This is a genomic window from Rhizobium sp. ERR 942, from assembly GCF_007828395.1.
Classification (GTDB): Bacteria; Pseudomonadota; Alphaproteobacteria; order Rhizobiales; family Rhizobiaceae; genus Rhizobium; species Rhizobium dioscoreae.
The window spans coordinates 75,350-99,126 of record NZ_VIUA01000001.1 but is presented as its reverse complement, the minus strand read 5'-3'; the positions used below and the strand labels follow the sequence as shown (position 1 = coordinate 99,126).

24 protein-coding genes are annotated in these 23,777 nt (G+C 59.8%); 9 read left to right on the top strand and 15 right to left on the bottom strand.

The features are described 5' to 3' along the window. Positions 1-2: 2 nt before the first annotated feature. Both FBZ97_RS00495 and FBZ97_RS00490 read left to right on the top strand, forming a co-directional pair. Positions 3-1,430 (top strand): gamma-aminobutyraldehyde dehydrogenase, encoded by a 1,428-nt coding sequence (locus FBZ97_RS00495; RefSeq protein WP_113330573.1) that lies wholly within the window; start codon positions 3-5, stop codon positions 1,428-1,430. Between the two features lie 583 nt (positions 1,431-2,013). Continuing rightward, positions 2,014-2,187 carry a DUF1328 domain-containing protein gene (locus tag FBZ97_RS00490; protein ID WP_069615987.1) on the top strand — a complete coding sequence of 58 codons (174 nt, stop codon included), beginning with the start codon at positions 2,014-2,016 and terminating at the stop codon, positions 2,185-2,187. A gap of 31 nt (positions 2,188-2,218) precedes the next feature. Here FBZ97_RS00490 and FBZ97_RS00485 read toward each other — a convergent pair whose 3' ends face one another. The 11 genes from FBZ97_RS00485 to FBZ97_RS00435 all read right to left on the bottom strand — a co-directional run bounded on the left by FBZ97_RS00485 (position 2,219) and on the right by FBZ97_RS00435 (position 12,674). Beyond that, complete coding sequence (locus FBZ97_RS00485; RefSeq protein WP_113330574.1) at positions 2,219-2,893, bottom strand: DUF1345 domain-containing protein; 675 nt, start codon at positions 2,891-2,893, stop codon at positions 2,219-2,221. A 108-nt stretch (positions 2,894-3,001) separates the two neighbouring features. Further along, the gene (locus tag FBZ97_RS00480) at positions 3,002-3,733 is read right to left on the bottom strand and encodes an SDR family oxidoreductase (RefSeq protein ID WP_069615985.1); all 732 of its coding nucleotides are present in this window, start codon (positions 3,731-3,733) and stop codon (positions 3,002-3,004) included. 104 nt (positions 3,734-3,837) lie between these two features. Continuing rightward, positions 3,838-4,971, bottom strand: a complete 1,134-nt coding sequence (locus tag FBZ97_RS00475) for an extracellular solute-binding protein (RefSeq protein WP_145315949.1) — start codon at positions 4,969-4,971, stop codon at positions 3,838-3,840. Next, positions 4,968-5,429 (bottom strand): MaoC/PaaZ C-terminal domain-containing protein, encoded by a 462-nt coding sequence (locus FBZ97_RS00470; RefSeq protein ID WP_145315947.1) that lies wholly within the window; start codon positions 5,427-5,429, stop codon positions 4,968-4,970. Before FBZ97_RS00470 ends, FBZ97_RS00475 begins: the two co-directional genes overlap by 4 nt. 3 nt (positions 5,430-5,432) lie before the next feature. Next, on the bottom strand, positions 5,433-6,506 hold the full coding sequence (locus FBZ97_RS00465) for a Gfo/Idh/MocA family oxidoreductase (protein WP_145315945.1): 1,074 nt from the start codon (positions 6,504-6,506) through the stop codon (positions 5,433-5,435). A gap of 327 nt (positions 6,507-6,833) precedes the next feature. Then, positions 6,834-7,163, bottom strand: a complete 330-nt coding sequence (locus tag FBZ97_RS00460) for an L-rhamnose mutarotase (protein WP_113333829.1) — start codon at positions 7,161-7,163, stop codon at positions 6,834-6,836. A gap of 13 nt (positions 7,164-7,176) precedes the next feature. Continuing rightward, a complete protein-coding gene (locus FBZ97_RS00455) occupies positions 7,177-8,289 on the bottom strand; it encodes a mandelate racemase/muconate lactonizing enzyme family protein (protein WP_113389247.1) in 1,113 nt (370 codons plus the stop codon). 12 nt (positions 8,290-8,301) lie between these two features. Next, a complete protein-coding gene (ugpC, locus tag FBZ97_RS00450) occupies positions 8,302-9,399 on the bottom strand; it encodes a sn-glycerol-3-phosphate ABC transporter ATP-binding protein UgpC (protein ID WP_145315943.1) in 1,098 nt (365 codons plus the stop codon). Positions 9,400-9,404: 5 nt separating this feature from the next. After that, positions 9,405-10,271: a carbohydrate ABC transporter permease gene (locus FBZ97_RS00445; protein WP_113389248.1), complete on the bottom strand. Its 867-nt coding sequence runs from the start codon at positions 10,269-10,271 to the stop codon at positions 9,405-9,407. A 2-nt stretch (positions 10,272-10,273) separates the two neighbouring features. Then, positions 10,274-11,167 carry a sugar ABC transporter permease gene (locus tag FBZ97_RS00440; RefSeq protein WP_113354502.1) on the bottom strand — a complete coding sequence of 298 codons (894 nt, stop codon included), beginning with the start codon at positions 11,165-11,167 and terminating at the stop codon, positions 10,274-10,276. Between the two features lie 190 nt (positions 11,168-11,357). Continuing rightward, entirely contained in the window at positions 11,358-12,674 is a 1,317-nt protein-coding gene (locus FBZ97_RS00435; protein WP_113354501.1) for a sugar ABC transporter substrate-binding protein, read from the bottom strand. Positions 12,675-12,853: 179 nt separating this feature from the next. On the opposite strand from FBZ97_RS00435, the gene FBZ97_RS00430 reads away from it, so the two are divergent. The 4 genes from FBZ97_RS00430 (at position 12,854) to FBZ97_RS00415 (ending at position 16,282) form a co-directional block, all read left to right on the top strand. Next, complete coding sequence (locus tag FBZ97_RS00430; protein WP_145315941.1) at positions 12,854-13,645, top strand: IclR family transcriptional regulator; 792 nt, start codon at positions 12,854-12,856, stop codon at positions 13,643-13,645. Between the two features lie 65 nt (positions 13,646-13,710). Further along, positions 13,711-14,547 (top strand): amidohydrolase, encoded by an 837-nt coding sequence (locus FBZ97_RS00425; RefSeq protein WP_145315939.1) that lies wholly within the window; start codon positions 13,711-13,713, stop codon positions 14,545-14,547. Between the two features lie 30 nt (positions 14,548-14,577). Beyond that, complete coding sequence (locus tag FBZ97_RS00420) at positions 14,578-15,123, top strand: MaoC family dehydratase (protein ID WP_069615974.1); 546 nt, start codon at positions 14,578-14,580, stop codon at positions 15,121-15,123. Between the two features lies 1 nt (position 15,124). Further along, entirely contained in the window at positions 15,125-16,282 is a 1,158-nt protein-coding gene (locus FBZ97_RS00415) for a CaiB/BaiF CoA-transferase family protein (protein ID WP_145315937.1), read from the top strand. 546 nt (positions 16,283-16,828) lie between these two features. Here the strand turns inward: FBZ97_RS00415 and tal are convergent. After that, positions 16,829-17,794, bottom strand: a complete 966-nt coding sequence (tal, locus tag FBZ97_RS00410; protein WP_069615972.1) for a transaldolase — start codon at positions 17,792-17,794, stop codon at positions 16,829-16,831. 502 nt (positions 17,795-18,296) lie between these two features. On the opposite strand from tal, the gene FBZ97_RS00405 reads away from it, so the two are divergent. Further along, on the top strand, positions 18,297-19,286 hold the full coding sequence (locus tag FBZ97_RS00405) for a sugar-binding transcriptional regulator (RefSeq protein WP_145315935.1): 990 nt from the start codon (positions 18,297-18,299) through the stop codon (positions 19,284-19,286). Positions 19,287-19,662: 376 nt separating this feature from the next. On the opposite strand, the gene FBZ97_RS00400 is transcribed toward FBZ97_RS00405, so the two are convergent. Together FBZ97_RS00400 and FBZ97_RS00395 are read right to left on the bottom strand one after the other, a co-directional pair. Further along, on the bottom strand, positions 19,663-20,535 hold the full coding sequence (locus tag FBZ97_RS00400; RefSeq protein WP_069615970.1) for a bifunctional helix-turn-helix domain-containing protein/methylated-DNA--[protein]-cysteine S-methyltransferase: 873 nt from the start codon (positions 20,533-20,535) through the stop codon (positions 19,663-19,665). A 111-nt stretch (positions 20,536-20,646) separates the two neighbouring features. Further along, on the bottom strand, positions 20,647-21,150 hold the full coding sequence (locus tag FBZ97_RS00395) for a DUF2244 domain-containing protein (RefSeq protein WP_145315933.1): 504 nt from the start codon (positions 21,148-21,150) through the stop codon (positions 20,647-20,649). Positions 21,151-21,172: 22 nt separating this feature from the next. On the opposite strand from FBZ97_RS00395, the gene nth reads away from it, so the two are divergent. Continuing rightward, positions 21,173-21,952 carry an endonuclease III gene (nth, locus tag FBZ97_RS00390; protein ID WP_173002423.1) on the top strand — a complete coding sequence of 260 codons (780 nt, stop codon included), beginning with the start codon at positions 21,173-21,175 and terminating at the stop codon, positions 21,950-21,952. Between the two features lie 2 nt (positions 21,953-21,954). Here nth and FBZ97_RS00385 read toward each other — a convergent pair whose 3' ends face one another. Next, positions 21,955-22,671 (bottom strand): sulfate transporter family protein, encoded by a 717-nt coding sequence (locus FBZ97_RS00385; RefSeq protein ID WP_113332437.1) that lies wholly within the window; start codon positions 22,669-22,671, stop codon positions 21,955-21,957. Positions 22,672-22,924: 253 nt separating this feature from the next. Here FBZ97_RS00385 and FBZ97_RS00380 point away from each other — a divergent pair, with 253 nt between their 5' ends. Then, positions 22,925-23,776, top strand: a complete 852-nt coding sequence (locus tag FBZ97_RS00380) for a MurR/RpiR family transcriptional regulator (protein WP_113332525.1) — start codon at positions 22,925-22,927, stop codon at positions 23,774-23,776. Position 23,777: the final 1 nt, after the last annotated feature.

Sequence of the window (23,777 nt, the reverse complement as noted above, 5' to 3'; positions counted from 1 at the left end):
TAATGGATACCCAAATGCTGATCGGCTCCCGCTTCGAAGCCGGCACGGAGACGGAAGAACGCGTCCTCAACCCGAAGACAGGCGAGACGGTGCTCAACTTGCCGGAGGCCTCGCTCGGGCAGATCGACGCCGCCGTCGATGCTGCAGAAAAGGCCTTCACGAGCTGGTCGCAGACGACGCCAAGCCAGCGGTCGGCCTATCTCCTCAAGATCGCCGACGCCATCGAGCGCGATGCCGAAGGCTTCGCAGCGCTGGAAGCACTGAACTGCGGCAAGCCGATCAATGCCGTGCTCAATGACGAAATCCCGGCGATCGTCGACTGCTATCGCTTCTTTGCCGGCGCGGTGCGTAACCTGCACGGCCCGGTCGCCGGCGAATACCTGCCCGGCCACACCTCGATGATCCGCCGTGATCCGATCGGCATCGTCGGCTCCATCGCGCCCTGGAACTATCCGCTGATGATGATGGCCTGGAAGCTGGCTCCCGCCATTGCCGGCGGCAACACCGTCGTCTTCAAACCCTCCGAACAGACGCCGCTGACGGCGCTGAAGATGGCGAAGCTGCTGGCGGATGTGCTGCCGGAAGGAGTCGTCAACGTCATCCTCGGCCGCGGCGAGAGCGTCGGCAATGCGCTGATCAACCATCCGAAGATCAGCATGGTCTCCATCACCGGCGATGTCGCCACCGGCAAGAAGGTCTTGCAGGCCGCGGCCAAGACGGTCAAGCGCACCCATCTCGAACTTGGCGGCAAGGCCCCGGTAATCGTCTTTGACGATGCGGATATCGACGCCGTGGTCGCCGGCATCCGCACCTTCGGCTATTACAATGCCGGCCAGGACTGCACCGCCGCCTGCCGCATCTATGCCGACGCCAAGGTTTACGACAATTTCGTCGCTGATCTGACGTCAGCCGTGTCAAGCATCAAGTTCAACCTCGCCGACGATACGGAAAACGAGATCGGCCCGCTGATCTCCAAGCGCCAGCGCGACCGCGTCGAAAGTTTCGTCACCCGCGCCGCCGAACACAAGCACATGGAAATCACCACCGGCGGCAAGATTTCCGGCGAGCACGGCTTCTTCTACGCCCCGACCGTCGTTGCCGGCGCCACGCAGGATGACGAGATCGTCCGCCGCGAAGTCTTCGGCCCTGTGGTCTCCGTAACCCGCTTCACCAATGCCGACGACGCCGTCACCTGGGCCAACGACAGCGACTACGGCCTGGCCTCCTCGGTCTGGACCAAGGACATCAGCCGCGGCATGCAGACCGCTGCCCGCCTGCAATATGGCTGCACCTGGATCAACACACACTTCATGCTGGTCAACGAAATGCCGCATGGCGGCCTGAAGCAATCCGGCTACGGCAAGGATATGTCAGTCTACGCTATCGAAGACTACACGGCCGTGCGGCACGTGATGATCAATCATGGGTGAGAGGAGGTTCGCGACGTGAACGGCATTCTCCATTTTGCCGCCCGGCTGTACCCCCCTCTGTCACTTCGTGACATCTCCCCCACAAGGGGGGAGATCGTTTGGAGTATGCTGCTATCTCTCGGTCAGTATCAGGCTTTGATTACTGCGGACGTGAAGTTTGTTTGAGGCGAGCAGGTGCTGCGGATTACCGATCTCCCCCCTTGTGGGCAGGGCTATCGCATATGAGCGGAGATCGCCGCCGTCCCCCTTCTCCCCAGCGGGGAGAAGGTGCCGCCAGGCGGATGAGGGGGTGCCCGCCAAGACCACAAAAATCCATGAATTCAAATCGATAACCCCCTCATCCGACCCTTCGGGCCACCTTCTCCCCAAGGGGAGAAGGAGCTTATGGCGCTCGTCCGCCTCCATATGCGATAGCCCTGCCCTTGTGGGGGAGATGTCACGAAAGTGACAGAGGGGGTATGCACCCTCAGCAGACTCGACAGCATCCGTCGAAGGCAACAATGCTCATTACCCCAAAACGCCTTTGGAACAATTCACCCTCCTCCCGCGTCTTTAAGAAGTACAACGCAGAGGAGATTGCTAAATGCTGAAATGGGCTCTCATTTTCTTTGTGATTTCTTTGATCAGCGGCTTTTTCGGCTTTTCAGGCGTGTCCGCGGCAACCGCAACCATTGCGCGTGTTCTCTTCGCCATCTTCCTGATCATCTTCCTGATATTCCTGATCCTGGCCGTCATGGCCGGCAATGCCGTCGTTTGACGGCAGGGATCATCGGCGCATCGGGGCGGGCCTAGATCAGGCTCGCCCCGACATTTATGGCGAGCGCCAGGATCGTCGTATTGAACAGAAACGACAGGATCGCGTGCAGAAGCGCGAGCTTACGCATCGAAACGGTGGAAATACCGATATCGGCGGTCTGAGCCGCAACCCCGATCGTGAAGGAGAAATAGAGGAAGTCCCAATAGATCGGCTCCTCCAAAGGCTCGGCGAATTTCAGCCCCTGCCCCTTGCCCGGACTGCTGTAGAACCGGTGCGCATAGTGGATGGTGAACAGCGTATGCAGGAAGGTCCAGGATATCAGGATCGTCACGATCGCCATCATCACGCGGTAGAAGGCGATTTCGGGTGAGGCGTCCTTGACGCCAAGCAGATCCAGCGCAATGCCGCCGATGCTGGCGAGCGCTGCCGCAATCGACAGGAACAGCAGGAATCCATCCGAGAAATCGAGATCGGCCGAGCGCTTGCGTATGCGCTGCGGGTCGGCCGTCAGCATCCTGTACAGGCTGTAAACGATATAGACGATTGCGGTCGTATCCCAAGCGATCAGCAGATTGCTGGCATTGAACTCGCGGGATGTCAGAAGCAGAAACACGGCGATGCCGGCAAGAACCGCAATCAAGATGACATGATGCTTGCGCCACAGCACACGCCATCTGGAATGATGCAAATGTCCCTGCGCATCCATGCCGCTCTCCCGATCGCAAATCGTCTTTCAAAACAACGCTTCGTCGACGAGAGTGGCAAATAAAAGGAAGCCCCGCAATACGGGGCCTCCTACCTTCAAAATGCAGCCTCAGCCCGTCCAGCCGCCGTCGATGACGTGGATCTGGCCTGTCGTGAAGCCCGCCTCGTCGCCGGCGAGATAGGTCACCAGTGCGGCGATCTCTTCGGCAGTCGCGATCCGGCCCATCGGCTGGCGGGCGATAAAGTCCTTCATTGCCTTCTCGTAGTCACCGGTTGCCTTCAGCCGCTCATGCAGCGAGGGGCTATCGACCGTGCCAGGGCAAATCGCATTGGCGCGGATGCCCTTGGCGACGAAATCGGCGGCGATCGATTTGGTCAGGCCGATCACGGCAGCCTTGGAGGCGCAATAGGCGAAACGGTTCGGCACGCCCTTCACACTGGAAGCAACGGAGGACATGTTGACGATCGAACCCTTGCCCTTTTCCAGCATGCCCGGCAGGAAGGCCCGGCACGTCGTGTACATCGCCTTGGCATTGAGGTTGAAGGAGAAATCCCAATCCTTCTCCTCGCAGTCCAGGATCGTGCCGGCATGGACGAAACCGGCGCAATTGAAGAGCACGTCGATCGGGCCAAGCTCTTCCGCGTAGGCCTTGACGGCGGCACTATCGAGCACGTTCAACACATGTTTGGTCGCGCCATCAAGCGTCGAGAGCGTCTGCTCGTTGATATCAGTGGCGTAGACATGTGCGCCAAGCGAGATGAAGCGCTCTGCCGACGCCCGGCCGATGCCCTGCCCCGCCGCCGTGATGACGACCTTCTTGCCTTCCAACCCGTGACCCATAATCCTGATCCTTTCTTCGGGAACCATGACCCCACCCATGCCGCTGGCTGCATAGCCGAAACTCGGATAAGATCATGCTATAACAATCAGTTGGCGCAACCTCGCTACGCTTCGAAAGACTGCGCGAAGCGATGATTCAGCTTGTCGACGAGGACTGTATGCCGCTCGCCGCTTCGCAGTCCATTGCTAATCATCTCGGATGCATCGCTTTGAAATGCCATGTAGCCATCATGTCGCGGCCGCACATAGGCGCCTTCCAGCGTCGCACGCGTGTTGCGGTAAAAATCGAGCGCCGGCGCATTGACCGCATCGCTGACCCAGCCGTCGGCATGGCCGGGTTGACCATTGCCACTCGCATAAACACCCGCCTGCACCGGCCCACTCGCAATCCAGCGCGCAAAAGCCTTCGCCTCTTCAGGCGCTTGCGTACGTGCCGACACCGCAATGCCGGTGCCGCCAAGTGCCGAGCCATTCGGCGGGCGTCCATCGATCACGGGCATATCTGCAAAAGCGATCCGCGCCGGCCTGAATCCGGCAAAGGAATAGTTCACGTAGCCATAGATGAACGGCGACGCCACATAGGGACCGTCAGGCTGGCCCATCAGATCGAGCACGGCGATCGGATCCATTTCGTAGCAGCTGGAATCCATGCCCGAAACGAGCTGCGCGATCCAGTCGAGCACCGCTTCGCCATCGGCCTTGGCAATGAAATCCGGCCCTTCGATGTTGCAGGGCGTGCCGAGGTGGGCAGCCAGTGTGATGAAAGTCATCAGCGAATGCGGCGGCCGCATCGGCAGGATTGCTTTGCCTTCCTTGGCGAGCGTCACGAATTCGGCGAGATTCTTGACCGGCGCGCTCAGCCGGTCGGGCCGATAGGCCTGCACCTGTGTTGCCGCATCGAGCGGAAAGGCCCATTGCCGGCCCTGCCAGTTGTAGCTCGGATAGGAGCGCCCAACGGTGCCGGCGGCGATCGCGGCAATTTCCTTCGCATAGCCTGCATCATCGAGCGGCAGCAGGCAGTTCTCGCGCGTGATCTGGCCGACATGCGGATGATCGATGACGATGAGATCGTATTGCGCGGCAAGCTCCTCCACCGGAAAGGTCTCGAAATCCTGCAGCGAGCGCTTTTCCCAGCTGATCTCGACCCCGGTCTTTTCCCGCCACACCTTCGAGCAGGCGATCATCGGATCGTAGCCGCGCGGATGCGACCAGGTCATTCCCTTAAGTTTTGCCATCATGCCTTCCCCGCGCTCGGCTTGCGCTCGACGACCAGGATATGATCGGCGGCAAGCACGACTTCGTCGCGCTGGTTGAGCACTTCGCAACGCTCAACCACACGACCGGAAGCCGGCCGTTTCGGATCATCCTCCTTCGCCGAAATGGTGACGCGGGTGCGGATCGTATCGCCAATATGCACCGGGCGGACGAAGCGGAGCCGATCGTAACCATAGGAAAAGGCGACGGGATTGATGAGCGAGGCCGTTAGTCCGACGCCGATCGCAAAGATCATCGTGCCATGCGCGATGCGCTGGCCGCCGGGCAAGGTCTTGGCGAATTCCGCATCCATGTGATGTGGGAAGAAATCGCCGGTATGGCCAGCATGGACAACAAAATCCGTCTCGGTGATCGTCCGTCCCGTGGTCACCCTGACGTGGCCGACTTCATAATCTTCGAAATAGAGGGCTTGTTCTGCCATTGCTCAAGCCTTTGGAAGTTCGGCAATCGGCGTCGCCGGCGCGGCGCTCGATTGATAAGCGGCCTCGACGAGAGCCATGGTCTGCCAGGCATCCTCGACGGAGCCGATCAGCTCCTGATCCTCGCCGGATGCGAAGCGCTGCAGGTTGGCCATGCGATTGACGAAGGCATCCGGGAACCAGGCGCCCTCCAGCTTGACCTCGACCCAATCGCTGCCGCCCTCAGGTCGGATCCAAAGTTCGTCCGGCTCCCCGCTGGGATAGTCGAGATTGACACCGAGCTTGACATAGGCCGCCCCCTTGGTGCCGGCGATGCGAAACTCACAAGCCTGGAACTTGCGGCCGAAATCATGGTCGTGATTGACCGAGAGCACGCAGCGAACCTTGTCGCCATAATCGAGAATCGCAGCCGTCCGCGTCTGGGCGACATCATGGTTGGGATGGCCGATGGTCTTGGCGTGGATCCCCCGAGGATTACCGAGCAGCCCGCGAATGAAATCGAAATAGTGGATCGAGTGCATGGCGATCTCGATGCGTGGCAAGCCTTTCAGGAACGGCCAGAGGCCCCAGGGTGTTGCAAGCGCCAGCCACGCATCAAAATCGACGACCTCGCCGAGATACCCTTTGTTCACGGCATCGTAGAGCGCCAGCATCATCGGCGCGAAGCGAAGTTGGAAGTTGACGGCCGCCTTGATATCCCTCTCGCGGCAGACCCGCAGAATTTCGGAGGCGCCGGCAAGATCGCTGCCCATCGGTTTCTGGATCAGCGCGAAGGAACCGCGCGGCAACTTCGAAAGGATCGTCGCATGCGCTGCCGGCGGGGTCGCCAGATCGAAGATCGCGCCATCGACGGCAAGGGCTTCTGCCTCGGAGGCGAAAACTCGAATACCCCATCGAGCAGCCAGCGCCACCGCCTTCTCGGTGTTTGGATCGTGGAGGCCCGCGACCGGAAAGCCGCCTTGTTTATAGGCAGGCAGATGCGCGTCACCGACGATGCTGCCGGCACCGAAGATCACGATGGAGCGAGGATGCGACGGCTTCGGCCACCATTGGCGAAGAGATTTGGGATCGAAGCTCATCTCACCCTCCCTGAAATCAAGGCCGGTTGACCTTTTGCCTGGAAAAAAGAGCCAGGAACATTGGCTTCGGAAGTTGTGGAAGCTACACACCCCCCTCTGTCACTTCGTGACATCTCCCCCACAAGGGGGGAGATCGCTTGAAGCGTTTCGCAGCACCTCGGGAAACGAATAGCTGTCGTGTCAGCAGATTCGATGTCTGTTGCTTGCCAGAGATAGCCGCGATTTACCAATCTCCCCCCTTGTGGGGGAGATGTCAGCGAAGCTGACAGAGGGGGGTATCCATTCCACAATCTCCCCGCTGGCGGAATAAGGGGCCCTGATTGGACGTCAGTCATGATGAAACACCTCCTCCATCATGGCCCACCACTCGCCCTCTTTGCGGGTCTCGAAGGGCTTCTGGCAGGGTATGCAGAAAGACCACCACTCTTGGTTCTTCGGGCTGGCAGCCATCTTCGACATATCGGCCTCGAAATCCGTGCCGACATATTCCCAATAGCCGAAGAGCAGGTTTTCCGGCTCTTTCAGGAAGATCGAATAGTTGGTGATGTTGCATTCGGAGATCAGCGCCAGGATCTCGGGCCAGACGGCCGCGTGAAGCGCCTTGTATTCCGCCACATTGGCCGGCTCCAGGCCGATCACCATTCCCATCCGCTGCATGGTTAGCTCCTCCTCAGCCGTGAATTTCCCGGGTGAATTCGCCGATCGAGCGCGCCTTCACGGCATCCCAGTCCCAGGCGATGCCGATACCGGGCTCTGATGGGGCCACCGCCTTGCCATCGACGATGTCCATGCCCTTGGTGGTGAGATCGTCGAGCTGCGGGATGTATTCGACATATTTGCCGTTCGGCACGGCGCAGGTGAGGCTGACATGCAGCTCCATCAGGAAATGCGGGCAGACGGGAATGTCGAAGGCTTCGGCGGCATGCGCCACCTTCAGCCAGGGCGTGATGCCGCCGATGCGGGCGACATCCACCTGCACGATCGAGCAGGCGCCCTTCTGCATATATTCGCGAAAATGCCGAATCGAATACATGGATTCGCCGACCGCGATCGGCGTCGGCGTCGATCGGATCAACCGGATATGGCCATCGAGATCGTCGGCCGGCAGCGGCTCCTCGATCCAGGCAAGGTCCAGCTCCTTGAGGCGTGCTGCCCGGCGGATCGCCTCATCGACGGTGAAGCCCTGATTGCAGTCGGTCATGATTTCGAAACCGGAGCCGAGTGCCAGACGCATCGCGGCCAGCCGGTCGTAATCCTCGGAGCCATGCGGCTTGCCGATCTTCACCTTGGAGCCGGAAAAGCCCTTGGCCTTCGCCTGCAGGGCGTCTTCGACCAAAGCCTCCTTCTCGATATGCAGCCAGCCACCTTCCGTCGTGTAGAGCGGGCACCGATCCTTGGCGCCACCAGCAAGCTTCCAGAGTGGCAGCTTCTGCTTCTTGGCTCGCAGATCCCAAAGTGCCGTGTCGATGGCCGCAAGCGCCAGCGCCGTGATGGGACCGATCGTCGTAGCATGCGTGGCGAATTCCAATCTGTGCCAGATCGCCTCGATGCAATCGGCATCCTCGCCGATCAAGAGCGGCACCAGATGGTCGGACAGCAGCCGCATGACGGACGAGCCGCCGGTGCCGATCGTATAGCTGTAACCGGTGCCGGCTGCCCCATCGCTGTCGGTGATGGTAACGATCGGCGTTTCCTGGCTGACGAAGCTCTGGATCGCATCCGTCCGCTTCACCTTCGGCGGCAGATCGACCATGCGCAGTTCAATTTTCTCGATACGTGCCATGGGAGCTATTCCTCAGTTTGCCAGGCTCTTGCCGGTTTCGGCGGAGAAGAGATGCGCTTGGCTGAGATCGAAGCTCATCTTCAGCCGCTCGCCACTCTTCAACGCGCGCGGATTGAGCATGCGCGTCACCAATTCGCGCCCGGCGAATTCGACAAAGACGAGTGTTTCATTGCCGAGCGGTTCGGTGATGGCGACCGGCAGGGTCAGCTCGTAGACGGCAGATTCCGCGCCCGAATGCAGGCCGTGGCCAGTCGGGAAGATATCGTCGGGCCTAAGACCGAAGGCGACCTTTTCTCCTTCCCTGACCTTGCCGGCAAACTGGTTCGGCAGCGGCAGACGATCACCGTTCTTGAAGATGAGTTCGCCTACCTTCAGTGTCGCCTCTTCGATATTCATCGGTGGTGAGCCGATGAAGCCGGCAACGAAGCGGGTGGCGGGCCGCTTGAACACCTCGTCCGGCGTGCCGACTTGTTCGATGTGGCCGTCGCGCATGATGACGATGCGGTCCGCCAGCGTCATGGCCTCGACCTGATCGTGCGTCACGTAGACCACCGTCGACTGCACCTTGGCATGCAGTTTCTTGATCTCGGTGCGCATCTGCGTGCGCAGCTTGGCATCGAGGTTCGATAGCGGCTCGTCGAAGAGGAAGACCTCCGGCTGGCGCACGATGGCGCGGCCCATGGCAACGCGCTGGCGCTGGCCGCCGGAAAGCTGCGCCGGTCGACGATCCATCAGTGCTTCGAGGCTCAAAATAGCAGCGGCCTCGTTGACGCGCCGGTCGATCTCGGCCTGCGGCTGCTTGGCGATCTTCAGCGAGAAACCCATGTTCTCGCGCACCGTCATATGTGGATAGAGCGCGTATGATTGGAACACCATCGAGATGTTGCGATCGCGCGGCGGCAGGTCGTTGACGACCGTATCGCCGATCTCGATCGTGCCGTCGGACACATCCTCCAAGCCGGCGATCATGCGCAGCGTCGTCGACTTGCCGCAGCCGGACGGGCCGACAAGCGCGATGAACTCCTTGTCCGCGATGTCGAGATCGATCCCGTGGACGATTTCCAGCGCGCCGTAGCGCTTGACGAGTTTTTTGAGGGAAACCTGAGCCATGGAGATCAACCTTTGACCGCACCGAATGTCAGACCCGACACCAGATGCTTCTGAATGATGAAAGTGAGAGCGAGGGCCGGAATGATCATCACGACCGCCAATGCGCACATGCCGCGCCAGTCGATGGTGAACTCGGCCGTGTAGTCGAGGAGACCGACCGGCAGCGTCTTGGAATCGACGGAACGCGTCAACTGCGAGGCGAGAGCATATTCATTCCAGCAGGTGAGGAAGGCGAAGATGCCGGCCGATGCGATGCCGGGGCCGGCGAGTGGAAATTCCACCTGCCAGAACGCCTGCCAGCGCGTGCAGCCGTCGATCTGCGCGGCCTCGGCGAGATCCTTCGGCACCTGCCGGAAAAAGCCGTCGATCAGCCAGATCGTGAACGGCACATTCAGCGCGACATAGGTGAGGATCAGGCCGAAATGCGTATCGATGATGCCGAGCCGCGCATAGACCATGAAGAGCGGCAGCGATAGCGCCACGCCGGGCACGGAGCGCGTCAGCATCAGCCCGAGGAACACGGCTGACTTGCCTGCGAAACGAAAGCGAGCGAAGGCATAGCCGCCGGACATGCCGATGACGAGTGCAATGGCGGTCGAGGTGACGGAGATGATGAGCGAATTGCGGAAATAATCCCAGACGGGAATGCCGCCCTGCCCGACGCCGCTGAACATGGCGCGATAGGCTTCCAGCGACAGCTCCTGCGGTATCCAGACCGGCGGCTTCGCCATGATTTCCACGGTCGGCCGTAGCGAGCTGATGACGATCCAGAAACCGGGCAGGCAGATGATAAGCATCGAGAGGAAGAGGCCGATGAGATAGGCGATCTTCCAGAGGCGGCGCTGCAGGCGTTGTTGAGCGTTGCGATCCATGATTACCACTCCGCTCCGATCTGGGTGCGGGCAAGCGCCAGCTTGCGGAAGAAATAGACGGTGAAGACGATAGAAAGAATGATCGAGACATAGGCCATGGCATTGGCGAGCCCCATCTGCGCATCGGCATAGGCGGTGCGCCCGACCAGCGTCCAGATCAGCTCGGTGCGCCGCGCCGGCCCGCCATCGGTCATGATCTTGACGATGTCGTAGGCGCGGGCAACGTCGAGCGAACGGATCGTCATGGCGATGAAGGCGAACGGCATCAGGAATGGCCAGGTGACGTAGCGGAAGGTCTGCCAGCTGGTGCAGCCGTCCACTTTTGCGGCCTCGACCGGCTCTTGTGGCATGGCGAGCAGGCCTGCGAGGATAAGGATCGCGAAGACCGACGTCGACGACCAGACTTCGGCAATGACGATGGAAAACAGCGCCAGATTGCCGTCGATCAGCCAGGGAATGGCCGTTTCCGTGATCCCTAGCGACTGCAGGGCATTGTTGATGATGCCGACATTGTCGTTGAACATGAATTTGAACTGGAAGCCGACGAGAACGGGCGAGAACATCATCGGAAACATCATCAGCGTGCGCAGCACGCGCTTGCCGTAGGTCGCCTTGTTGACCAGCAAAGCCAATCCGAGACCAAGCAGCATTTCCAGATTGAGCGCGATCGTCAAAAGCACGACGGTGCGCACGAAGGCGGCCAGGAACACCGGATCCGACAGGATGCGCATGTAGTTGCGCAGACCGATGAAGGTGAAAAGCGTCGCCGGCCGCGTCAGGCGAAAGGGCGTGAAGCTGGAATAGAAGGACAGAAGCAGCGGAAACAGAACCACAGCCACGAGGACGATGATCGCCGGAAGAAGAAGCAGGACCGGTGGAGATATTCTTTTAAGCATGGTTTGCACCTGTCGGCATTCCTCGGCAGCGTGGCCCGGACTGCGTGGAATGGATTGCTTGGGACCGAGAAGCCGGCAGCAAACCGGCAGGGTAGACCGGCCCCTTGCGGCACCGATCGAAAACCATTCTCGAACTCAGTTTTGCGGAAATCCCGCACGCCCGAGACGCGCGGGATTTCGAGTGCACCGCTTAGAGGGCGCCAGCGTCCTTCAGAACATCGGTTGCCTTCTGCGCAGCGGCATCAAGCGCCTCCTTCGAACTCTTGTCGCCAAGGATCGCGGCCTGAAGCTCAGGATAGACGACGTTGGAAATCTCGATCCATTGCGGCGTGCGCGGAACCGGAAAGGCATACTTCATGGCTTCCTGAAAGGTGCTCAGCACTTCCTTCTTGTAAGGGTCGGATGCAGCCTGCTGGATATCCCAGTCCCATACGGCCTTGCGGGTCGGCAGCGTGCCGTTGGCGGCTTCTAGCTTCTGCGAGTCGTCGTTCGTCAGGAACCAGACGAGCGAAGCGGCTGCATCCTTGTGGGCACAGGCTTCGGTTACCGAGAAGCCATGATGACCGGACCAGCCGGTGTGCTTGCCAGAGGAACCGGCGGGCTGCACAACGACACCGACATTGCCGGCGATCTTCGAAGACTTCGGATCATTGAAATAGGTCGCCCAGCCCGGCCAGTCGAGATCGAGAGCGATCGAACCAGAGGCAAAGCCGGCACCGAGGTCGTCCCAGAGATAGTTGGTCGTGCCGGCCGGAACGGCCTTGGCCTTGTACATGTTGACGAACCAGTCGAGCGCGCGCACGCCGGCTTCGGAGTTGAAGGCAGGCTTGCCGTCCTTGTCGAGATATTCGCCGCCTTCGGCGACCAGCATTTCATAGAAGCGGCCATTGATCGCCTCTTCCTTGCCGGGGAATTGCGTGCCGAAGAAGTTCGGCGGGTTGGAGAAGAAGATCGCCTGATCGGAGACTTCCTTCCAAGTCTTCGGGGGCGCCAGATCGTAGCCATACTTCGCCTTGAACGCCGTCTTCTTGGCCTCGTCGTTATAGAGGCTCTTCTGATAGTAGAGCGCCGAAACGTCAAACTGCGCACGCGGCAGCATGATCAGGCGGCCGTCGATGGTCGAGGCCTGGATGGTCGAATCGACGAACTGGCTAATTTCTTCCTTCGGCAGCAGCTTGCCGAGGTCAGTGTAGAGGTCGGGATACTGCGGCGCGAAGGACGAGTGGTTCGAGCCGACGCACCAGGAGATGCTGCCCGAGGCCATGTCCGATTTGATTTCCTTGTCGAGTTCGAAGTGGTTCTTCTTCGAGAGAATGTTGACCTTGGCGCCCGTCTCCTTCTCCCACTCGGCGATGCGCGCGTAAAGCGGCTCGTATTGCTGACCGCCGATGAGTTTGGCGTCGATCGTCACGCCCGGAAATTTGCCTGGCAGATCGGCGGCGAAGACCGCTGTGCCGGCAAGCAATGCCATCGTGCCGGCAGCAAGACCGGCCTTCCAATTCCTCATCGAACTTCCTCCCTTAAAATCGGACCCCTTGCCCGATTGCCCTCTCGACCCAAATATGGATCAATGATTTATAAGTAAACATCTTATTCATTGGCCGTCAAGCCGCGATCGTACGCTTGTAAAATGCCTTCATTCATATATGAATGATGATTCATGTTTCTTCGCATGGGGACTTGTTGATGAGCATAGAAGACGACAGTGATCGCTACCGCGCGCCGGCGCTGGACAAGGGGCTCGACATTTTGGAGTTGCTGGCGACAATCGACGGCGGCTTGACGCAGGCCGAGATTGCCAAGGCGCTCAACAAGAGCCCCAACGAATTCTACCGCATGCTCGATCGTCTCGTACGGCGCGGCTATGTGCAGCGGCAGGATGGCGATCGTTTCTATCTGACGCTGAAGCTCTTCGGCCTTGCGCATTATCATGCGCCGGTGCGCCGCCTCGTCTCCTTCGCCACACCGCTGATGCGCGAATTCTCCAACCGTGCCGAGCAGGCCTGCCATCTGGCGATCTATGATCGCGGCTCCGTCGTCGTCATCGCGCAGCAGGATTCGCCGACCTATTGGGGCATCTCCATCCGCGTCGGCGCGCAGATCAATCTCTATAATACCGGCTCCGGCCATATTCTTCTGGCATTCCGGGATGCAAAGCAGCGTCAGATGATGATCAACGAGCAGAGACGCCAGGAACAGGATCCGGAGGAGCCGCCTGCCGATCTCGAGGAAAAGCTCGTAGCAATTCGTGAAAAGGGCTTCGAAACCATGAGCAGCCTGCAGACGAGCGGCGTACACAATATTTCCGCGCCTGTGCTGGCGATGGACGGCAACGCCCTTGCCGCCCTCACCTGCCCCTATATCGAGCCAGTGAACCCGAAGGCGCCTACGCGCGAGCAGGTGGTCGAATATGTCCGGGAAGCCGCCAAGCAAATCTCCGAAACCGTGGCCGGCACGGTGGACAAGGTCGAGTTATAATTTTTATTTGAATAAACTATTCTTCTGTGAGTATATGTTGAGCAAGCAGGTATGGGAGGAACGCCATGCTTTTCGACAGCCATCTGCACATCGTCGACCGGAAACGTCTCGCCTATCCCTGGCTGGCTGGCGCCGGCGCGCTCAATCGCGACAGCCTCTACGAAGACTATGCGCGCGAGGCCAAGCGGCTTGGGATCGCCGATACGCTTCACATGGAGGTCGACGTCGCCGAGGATGATATCGAGCGGGAAACAGATTACGTCAAAGGCCTGAGCCGTGAGCCCGGCAGCCTCCTCAGGGGCGCCATCGCCGCCTGCCGTCCTGAGAGCACGAACTTCCCCGCCTATCTCGAACGCGTACTTGCCGATCCCTTCGTCAAAGGTTTCCGCCGTGTACTGCATGTCGTGCCAGACGACGTCTCCGAGGGCGCCCTCTTCCGCGAGAACCTCAAGCGGCTCGGCGGCACGCGGCTCACCTTCGACCTCTGCGTCCTACCGCATCAGATGTCCAAGGCGCTCGCGCTCATCGACCTCAATCCCAATGTCCGCTTCGTCCTCGACCATTGCGGCGTACCGGCGGTGAAGGATGGCTTCAGCGAAAGCTGGGCGGCGGCGATCACGGAAGTGGCGAAGCGCCCGAATGTCACCGTTAAGATTTCCGGCGTCGTCGCCTATGCCGATCCGGACAGCTGGACGCCGGAAACGCTGCGTCCCTTCGTCGAACATTGCATCGCAAGCTTCGGCTGGGATCGCGTCATCTGGGGCAGCGACTGGCCAGTCTGTACGCTCGGCGGCAATCTTTCCACCTGGGTCGCAGCCACTCACGCGCTGATGCAAGGCGTAAGCACCGACGAACGCAGCCGGCTCTATCACCTCAATGCCAAGCGCCTCTGGTCTCTTTGAGATCAGAGGTTTTCCATCGAAAGACATGCCATGACCGCCACCGTCGGCATATCCAGCACCTGTCCGAAGACCATGCCGGCCGATCACGCCGAGATTCCTGTCTGGAATGCGGAAAACTGGTTCTACGAAGATTTCGAAATCGGCCACAGGATCCGCTCGCTGCGTCGCACGATCTCAGAAGGCGAATCCCAGCAGTTCAACGCGCTGGTGCTCGACATGCATCCTTACGTCAGCGACCAGATTTTTGCGGAAACCGAAGGCCTGTTCGGCAAGCGGCTCGTTGCCGGCGCCTTCGTCTTTTCCGCCGGACTTGGGCTCGTCGCCACCAATTGCGTCAACGCCTTTTCCTATGGATACGACAAGTTGCGCTTCATCAAGCCCACCTTCATCGGTGAGACGATTTACACCATCCGCACCAATCTCGATAAGCAGCCGAAATATGCCGAGCTCGGCCTGATCCGCTCCTCTTACGAAGTCTTCAAGGGCGAAGGCGAATTGGTGCTCTATTGCGAGCATATCCAGACCGTGCGCTACAGGAACGGCCGGCCCGCGGACGCGCCGCCGCTGAAAGTCTGACATGACCAAGGATAACGAAGAAGGCCTGCTCTCCGGCATCATCGTGCTGGATATGAGCCAGTTTCTTGCCGGCCCGATGGCGGCACTACGGCTCGGCGATCTCGGCGCGAGGATCATCAAGATCGAGCGGCCCGATGGCGGCGATCTCTGCCGCCGGCTCTATCTCAGCGACACCGAGATCGGCGGCGACTCCACGCTGTTTCATGCCATCAACCGCGGCAAGGAGAGCTTTGCCGTCAATATGAAGGATGAAGGCGATCTGCAGGAACTGCGCGCGCTGATCGCCAAGGCCGACGTCGTCATCCAGAATTTCCGCCCCGGCGTCATTGAAAGGCTTGGCCTCGATTATGCCGCCGTTGCCGCAATCAATCCCCGCATCGTCTATGGCAGCATCACCGGATACGGCGCTGACAATGAATGGCGCCATTTCCCCGGGCAGGATCTCCTGGCCCAGGCCCGCTCCGGCGTCATGTGGCTGAATGGCGAGGCGGATGACGGGCCGGTGCCTTTTGGGCTCGCCGTCGCCGACATGCTGGCCGGTAATCTCCTGGCTCAGGCCATCCTTGCCGGACTGGTGCGCCGCGGCGTCACCGGCCACGGCGTGCATGTGGAGACGAGCTTGCTGGAGGCGCTGGTCGATTTCCAGTTCGAAGTGTTAACCACCCATCTGAACGACGGCGGCCGACTGCCGAAGAAATCCGCCGTGCGCAATGCACACGCCTATCTCGCGGCGCCCTATGGCGTCTATCGCTGTGCCGATGGCTGGCTGGCACTGGCGATGATGCCGCTGGAAAAACTCGCGCCGCTGCTCGATCTGCCCGCTCTTGCCGGTTACACGCCGGATGATGCCTTCCAGCATCGGGACGAGATCAAGACCGTGATCGCCAGCCGCCTGCAGGAGAAGACGGTTCGCGAGTGGCTCGATCTCCTGGAGCCTGCCGATATCTGGGCGGCGGAAGTGCTGGACTGGCCGAAACTGCTGCAAAGCGCGGCTTTCCGTAAGCTCGATATGCTGCAGACGGTAACCCGCGACGATGGCGCCTCGGTACGCACGACGGCTAGCCCCATCCGCGTGAATGGTGTTCGAGCCAAGAACGATATGGCGGCGCCGACGATCGGCGGGCAGTCGGAGAAGGTCAGGGCGGAGTTTCTTCGCTAGGTTCTCTACGCAACGCCCCTGATACCCCTCTCTGTCACTTCGTGACATCTCCCCCTTGTGGGCAGGGATATCGCATATGAGCGGAGATCGCCGCCGTCCTCCTTCTCCCCAGCGGGGAGAAGGTGCCGACAGGCGGATGAGGGGGTGCCTGCCAAGACCACCAAAATCCATGAATTCAAATCGATAACCCCTCATCCGACCCTTCGGGCCACCTTCTCCCCAAGGGGAGAAGGAGCTTATGGTGCTCGTCCGCCTCCATATGCGATAGCCCTGCCACAAGGGGGGAGATTGGTAACCTGCGGCACCGTCATCGAAAGATAATAAGCCTCGTATCCGCTGATACGATCGCGCCTCATTTTGTAGAACTAGCGATGCGCCCTAACGATCTCCCCCTTGTGGGGGAGATGTCCCGAAAGGGACAGAGGGGGGTATCGTAAGCGCGTCAAACTCAAAGTCTCAACCTATCACCCCAAATAAAAAGGGCGCCGCATCCCCGCGACACCCCTCTCAAATCATAGCTCCCCAAAGAGAGAGCCAATCTCATTTTCAAGCGGCAGCGAGCTGCAGTTCCTTGCTGACCATGGCGCGCAGCGTGCCGAGATCCTTGGCGAAAGCGCGGATGCCTTCGGAAAGCTTCTCGGTTGCCATTGCGTCTTCGTTCATCATCCAGCGGAAGGTCTTTTCGTCGACCGCGATCTTTTCGACCGAGCCCTTGGGCTCCGGCGAGAGCTTGCGCTCCAGCTTGCCTTCGTCCTTGGAAAGTTCGTCGAGCAGGTTCGGGCTGATCGTCAGGCGATCGCAGCCGGCCAGCGCTTCGATTTCGCCAGTGTTGCGGAAGGAGGCGCCCATGACGATCGTCTTGATGTCGTTGGCCTTGTAATAGTGGTAGATATCGCGCACCGAGATGACGCCCGGATCTTCCTCAGCCGTGTAGTCCTTGCCGGTCGACTTCTTGTACCAATCGAGGATGCGGCCGACGAAGGGCGAGATCAGGAATGCCTTGGCATCGGCGCAAGCAATCGCCTGGGCCTTGCTGAAGAGCAGCGTCAGGTTGCAGTCGATGCCTTCCTTCTGCAGCACTTCGGCGGCGCGGATGCCTTCCCAGGTGGAGGCGAGCTTGATCAGGATGCGGTCGCGCTCGATGCCGCGCTCCTTGTAGGCGGCGATGATGGCGCGGGCCTTGGCAAGCGAAGCTTCGGTGTTGAAGGAGAGATCAGCATCAACTTCCGTCGAGACACGGCCGGGAACGAGACCGGAGAGCGCTGCGCCGACGGAGATTGCCAGACGGTCGGCAACGGCGGCAACGACGGCTTCGGAGGCACCGCCCTGCTTCTTGCCCCAGGCAACGGCTTCCTTGATCGCATCGGCGAACATCGGCGTGCCGAGCGCCTTCAGCACGATGGTCGGGTTGGTGGTGCAATCCACCGGCTTCAGGCGAGCGACTGCCTCGATATCGCCGGTATCGGCCACGACCGTCGTCATGGCGCGGAGTTGATCAAGCTTGGAAGTCATAACAGGTATCCTTGTTGAATGAGGCCCATTGGAATGGGAGATGTCGGGCGGCAGATCCGGTCTTGCGCCGGGCGGGACCGAAGGCATCAGGGGAGTGCGGCCTTCCTTCTCCTATGTTTTGGTAACGGGATAAAAACAGCGAAAGTTCCATTTCCGGTGAACGGCCGAGCGATGAGGAGACAACCTTCCGAAAACAAGCTTTCCGCCGGCATCGGACGCCCTATATGGCTCCCCGTCCGGCCTGGCACTTGCTCGCGGCAGCACTCGCACATTGTCCTCCTCGACTGGACAAGACCGAATTCCTCAGCGCTGACTATCAGCAATCTCGCACGGAAAAGTCAAGGACATTTGTGCAATTCGATTGACATAAGTTTCATGTCATAGAATATCGGCAGCAGAAGAGCCGATCTCGCCTGCTCCTGTCATCCGCCATCATTCCGTTTCGCATCTCAGGTGGATCATGACGTTAAACGGCGCATGCGACAATCTTGCCGGAGGACCTGTGGCCAAACTGAGACGCGGAACCCATACCGCCTATTCGGAGACCTCCTCCCTGAGGCTTCGCGCCGCCTGGCTCTATTACAATCAGGGCCTGACGCAGAAGGATGTTGCCGAGCAGCTCGGCATCAGCCGCACTACCGTCATCCGTCTGCTGGACGAGGCCATGCGCCGTGCCGAGGTGCAGATCTGGATCACCGAAGGCATCGACGACTGCGTTGAACTGGCGATCAAGCTCGAGCGCACCTATGGGCTCGACGAGGCGATCGTCGTTCCCGAGCCGGCCGGCGGCAATGTCAACGCCCAGGCAAAGAGCGTCGGCCTGGCGCTCGGCCAGTTCCTGACGGAGGCCATCCCCGACAATTATACGATCGGCGTCGGCTGGGGCCGAACGATGACCGCTTCGCTCGCGAGCTTCCGCCCGACCCGCCGCGACAATTGCAAGGTGGTCTCCCTGCTCGGCGGCATCGTCGCCGTCCACCAGACCAACCCGATCGACTATACCTGGCGTCTGGCAAGCCAGCTGGGTGCCGAATGCTACATGTTCCTGGCGCCGCTTCTCGTCGACTCCGTCGAGACCAAGCGCAATCTCATCGAGAAATGCGGCCTGGAGGCCATCTACCGCCTGGCGGAAAACCTCGATCTCGCCATCGTCAGCTGCGGCGATATCGGCCCGAAATCGACCTCGCTATCGGAGGGCTTCATCTCGAAGCGCGAGCTGGAAGAATTGATCGACATGGGTTGCGTCTGCGACACCATGTTCAACTTCCTTGATGCCGACGGAAATTCCGTCGATCACCCGATCAACAAGCGCGTCATGTCGGTCGATCTCGATACGCTGAAAAAGGCAAAGCACATCGTGATCTCTTCCGGCGGCGCTCACCGCGCCCAGGCGATCAGCGCCACCATCAAACGCATCGGCTGCAATACTTTGATTACGGATGAGAGCGCTGCCAAGGCGCTGCTGCAGATGGCCATGGCGAAGGCGGCATGAGGGCGGTCGATCATCAGCTCCGACTTCAGGGAAAGTGCGTACCCCCCCTCTGTCACTTCGTGACATCTCCCCCCACAAGGGGCAGGGCTATCGCATATGAGCGGGAGATCGCCGCTGTCCCCTTCTCCCCAGCGGGGAGAAGGTGCCGCCAAGCGGATGAGGGGGTGCCCGCCAAGACCACAAAAATCCATGAATTCAAATCGATAACCCCCTCATCCGACCCTTCGGGCCACCTTCTCCCCAAGGGGAGAAGGAGCTTATGGCGCTCGTCCGCCTCCATATGCGATAGCCCTGCCCCTTGTGGGGGGAGATGTCGCGAAAGCGACAGAGGAGGTATCAGAGCATCAGCGATCGCAGAACTTTCCAATGCACCCCCTCAAGCATCCCCCGCTTCCCACCCGAGCATCGCCCGCTTGCGCGTCAGCCCCCAGTGATAGCCCGTGAGCTGCCCGTTCTTGCCGAGCGCTCGGTGGCAGGGCACGACGAAGGAGATCGGGTTGCGGCCGACGGCAGCACCTACGGCCCGCATGGCCGTCGGCTGACCGATATCCCTTGCGATGTCGGAATAGGTCACGGCGCGGCCCATCGGGATCTTCAACAGGCTTTCCCAGACGCGGAGCTGGAAATCCGAGCCGATCAGCACGACGCGCAGCGGCTGGTCGCTCGACCAGTTCGAGCGCTCGAAGATGCGTGCCGCATAAGGTGCCGTCGCATTCGGATCCTCGATGAACTCGGCATTCGGCCAGCGGCAGGTCATGTCGGCGAGGCAAGCCTTCTCATTGCCGGAATCGCTGAAGGCGAGACCGGCAAGGCCGCGATCCGTGACCATGATCAAAGCGAGGCCGAAGGGCGAAATGTGAAACGCATAGCGCATCACCAGGCCGCTGCCCCTTGCTTTCCATTCGCCAGGCGACATCGCCTCATGCGTGACGAAAAGATCGTGCAGTCGGCTGGGGCCGGACAAGCCGACCTCGAAAGAGGTTTCGAGCAGCGGTAGATCCTCCTTGCGCAAAAGGCGTTTGGCATGATCGAGCGTGACGGCCTGCAGGAAGGCCTTGGGCGAGAGCCCGGCCCAGCGCGTGAATGTCTTCTGCAATTGTGTCGGCGACTGGCCGAGCCTCTCGGCGAGCATCTCCAGCGATGGCTGGTCGCGATATTCCTCGGTGATGAGCTCGATGACCTCCCGCACGGTGTCGTAGTCCTGACCTTCCGGGGTGATGTCTTTCTTCAGCTGTGCAATCGCATTCATGATCTTTCTCCTTGAAAAGGAGAAAACCACGGCAAGAGGGCTAAAACCACCCGATTCTTGCGCAAGTGGTCTCTCTGCAAAAATGTGATACCGCCGGGTTGGGAAGACCGCTCATATCCGTTGTGTCACGGTCGCCAATGCCCGCTTGAAGGCTTTGGCGAAACTCTCGCGATCCTCCGGATTGAGGAAGGAGCCGACATCGGTGTCGTGGCTCCTGTCGCGGACATGCATCGACACGACCCCGATCTCGCGGTGGCGGCGAACGAGGAAGCGCGTCCAGAACGGATTGAAATCATGTTCCACCATGCGGCCCGTCGGCGAGAATTTGCGGATGGAAACATTGGTGCGCGATATCGTCACCTCTTCGCGCACACGGCCCGACCGATAATTCAGCCAGAAGGCGCCATAGAGCAGGAAGAAATCGGCGCCGAAGAAAATCCCGATCGGCCAGGCGCCTCGCGTGACGAAGAGAATGCTGTAGATGAGACAGAAGCCGCCCGCCAAGGCCAGCATGACCCTGAACCCCTTTCGCGGCAGCGAGCGATGGGGAAACAATTCGGCGGCAAAAACCGGCCTGTTGCCGTCTGCAGCCGTATCGGCGTTGCGTTCCGTCATAGGACTTGAGTATAGGTCGTTTATGGCAAATCCAAAGATCAAATCCAGCGCCCAAACCGTGAAAAAATCAAATGCGACCGCAGGCCGCAAGCCGGCGGCCAAAAGCCTCTATTCCAAGGCGGACCTGGAAGAGATCTTCCGCCGCTTCTCCATCCAGCGGCCGGAACCGAAGGGCGAGTTGGAGCACGTCAACCCTTTCACGCTCGTCGTCGCCGTCGCGCTTTCAGCACAGGCGACGGATGCCGGCGTCAATAAGGCGACGCGCGCCCTCTTTGCCGTTGCCGACACACCGCAGAAGATGCTCGATCTCGGCGAGGAGCGCATCCGCGAATATATCAAGACGATCGGCCTCTACCGAAACAAGGCGAAGAATGTCGTAGCGCTTTCGGAAAAGCTGATTACCGATTTCGGTGGCGAGGTGCCGCGGACGCGCGAGGAGCTGATAACCCTACCCGGCGTCGGCCGCAAGACCGCGAACGTTGTCCTGTCCATGGCCTTCGGCCAGGCGACGATGGCGGTCGACACGCACATTTTCCGCATCGCCAACCGGCTGCTGCTCGCCCCCGGCAAGACGCCCGACGAAGTCGAGCAGCGGCTGATGAAGATCATCCCCGATCAGTATCTCTACCATGCCCACCATTGGCTGATCCTGCATGGCCGCTATGTCTGTAAGGCGCGCAAGCCCGAATGCGAGCGCTGCGTGATCGCAGACCTCTGTCGCTCGCCGGAAAAGACCTGGGACATCCCCGCTCCCCTGGTCGAACTTCCGGCGCAGATCATCGGGGCTGAAGCGGCAGGCTGAACCTATCGAAGGCGCGGGTTCGCTTCCTTGTGCGAAATCAGCTTGTGCAGATGCACCATCATGCCGGCGGCAAAGAGCGGCGTCAGCAGATTGAGAAGCGGAATTGCCAGAAAGGCTGCGATGACCAGCCCTGCCAGAAAGACCGTGAAGGCGTGTTTGACGCGGAATTGCCGCGCCTCGTCCGGTGAGCGGAAGCGCATGGCGGCGAATTCGAAGAATTCGCGTCCGAGCAGATAGCCGTTCACCAGAAAGAAGGCGATCAGGTTGACGCCCGGAATGAACAGCAGGAACAGCGCCACGATATTGCCGACGATGACGACGCCGAGAAACCGCACCGAGCTTTTCATCGCCGCGACGATCGGCATCGCCGTTCCGGGCGCATCGCCTGGATAGTCGCGCTTTTCTACAACCTCGGCGACATCATCGAGAAAGAGTCCGGCAATCAGGGCTGTGACCGGCGAAATCAGCAGCGCCATGGCCAATGCCAATGCGATGCCGGCGAAGATGGCGAGGAAGAGCGTAAGCCAACCCGTCCAATCCGAGGTGGACGGCATAAAGCCCTGCAGCCAAGGCAATACGAAAGAATTGAAGGCGCCTCGCAGGACGAACCAGAGCACGAGAAGCGCCAGCAATGTGAGACCCAGAACCTTCCAGAAAACCTTGCGCGTCTCCGGCGCAAAGAGATTTTCCAGGGAGAGGCGGGCAGCAAGGCCAATCATTCGGTCTACCTCTTTTGGTGGCAGTTGGACACTTAAGAAGCGGTTGCATCGATATCAATATCCCGTTCAGATATATGAATGTGCCAATTAAAAATTTGAATTATTGTAATACAGTTTGCACTAATATATCCTGTACGCCACATTAAGAACAACAACCGCAACAAGATCGGCAACCCGATCGAAATTGAATGGCTGATTGACATAGAAATTGACGCAACAGAACATCGAAAAGACCACCAAAGGGGCGCAAAACTTGGAAGACCTCAGTCAGAAACTTAGACAATATATAAAGATCGGCACTCCGGCCGAACGAAGAATTGCTAAGTATTTCTCCGAGCATCTGAATGAACTACCGTTTGAGACGGCTTCCTCCGTTGCCGACAGGCTGGAACTGAGCCCGATGACGGTAGGACGGTTTCTGCGGTCGCTCGGCTATCACGGTCTGGATGGGATAAAGGTGCATCTCAAGGAAAATGCACCGAGCCTCACGTCGCAATTGCCCAATATCCTCGAACAGCTTCAGAAGGACGCAAGCGAAGGTCGCCCGCTCGCAACGCAAATTGCCGAACAGGTCGAGATGCTGCAGCATATCTACAACCTCGCCGGCCAGCCGCAATGGCGCGACGCGGTTGCGACAATTCTGTCCTCCGGCAATGTCTTCATCACCTCCCATCCCAGTCTCGCGGGGATCGGCCACTATTTCCGCGACCGCCTGACCTTTGCCCGTGATCAAGTCCTTTTCCTCGACGGCGCCAATGGCAGCTATATCGAGCTGTTCGGCAAGCCATCCGAGGATGCGCTGCTCGTTGTCATCGATTCCCCGGGTTTCGTCACATCGCGTCTTCTGGCGCGCTCGGCTCGTCGCGCGGGCTGCAAGGTATTGCTGGTAACCGGTCAATTCACGGAATGGGCGCATGAATTCGCAAACATCACGCTGTCCTTGCCGCCACAACGAGCCAATAGCCGCGAAAACCTTTCAGCCATAATGGCGCTGATGGAATATCTCGCGATTTCAGTCGCTCACGCCGCAGGTGAAGCGGCGGAAATGAGAACGCGCCGCATAGAAGAACTTCAAGGTATATTCGCCCAGGCGCCGCTCCGGTAAG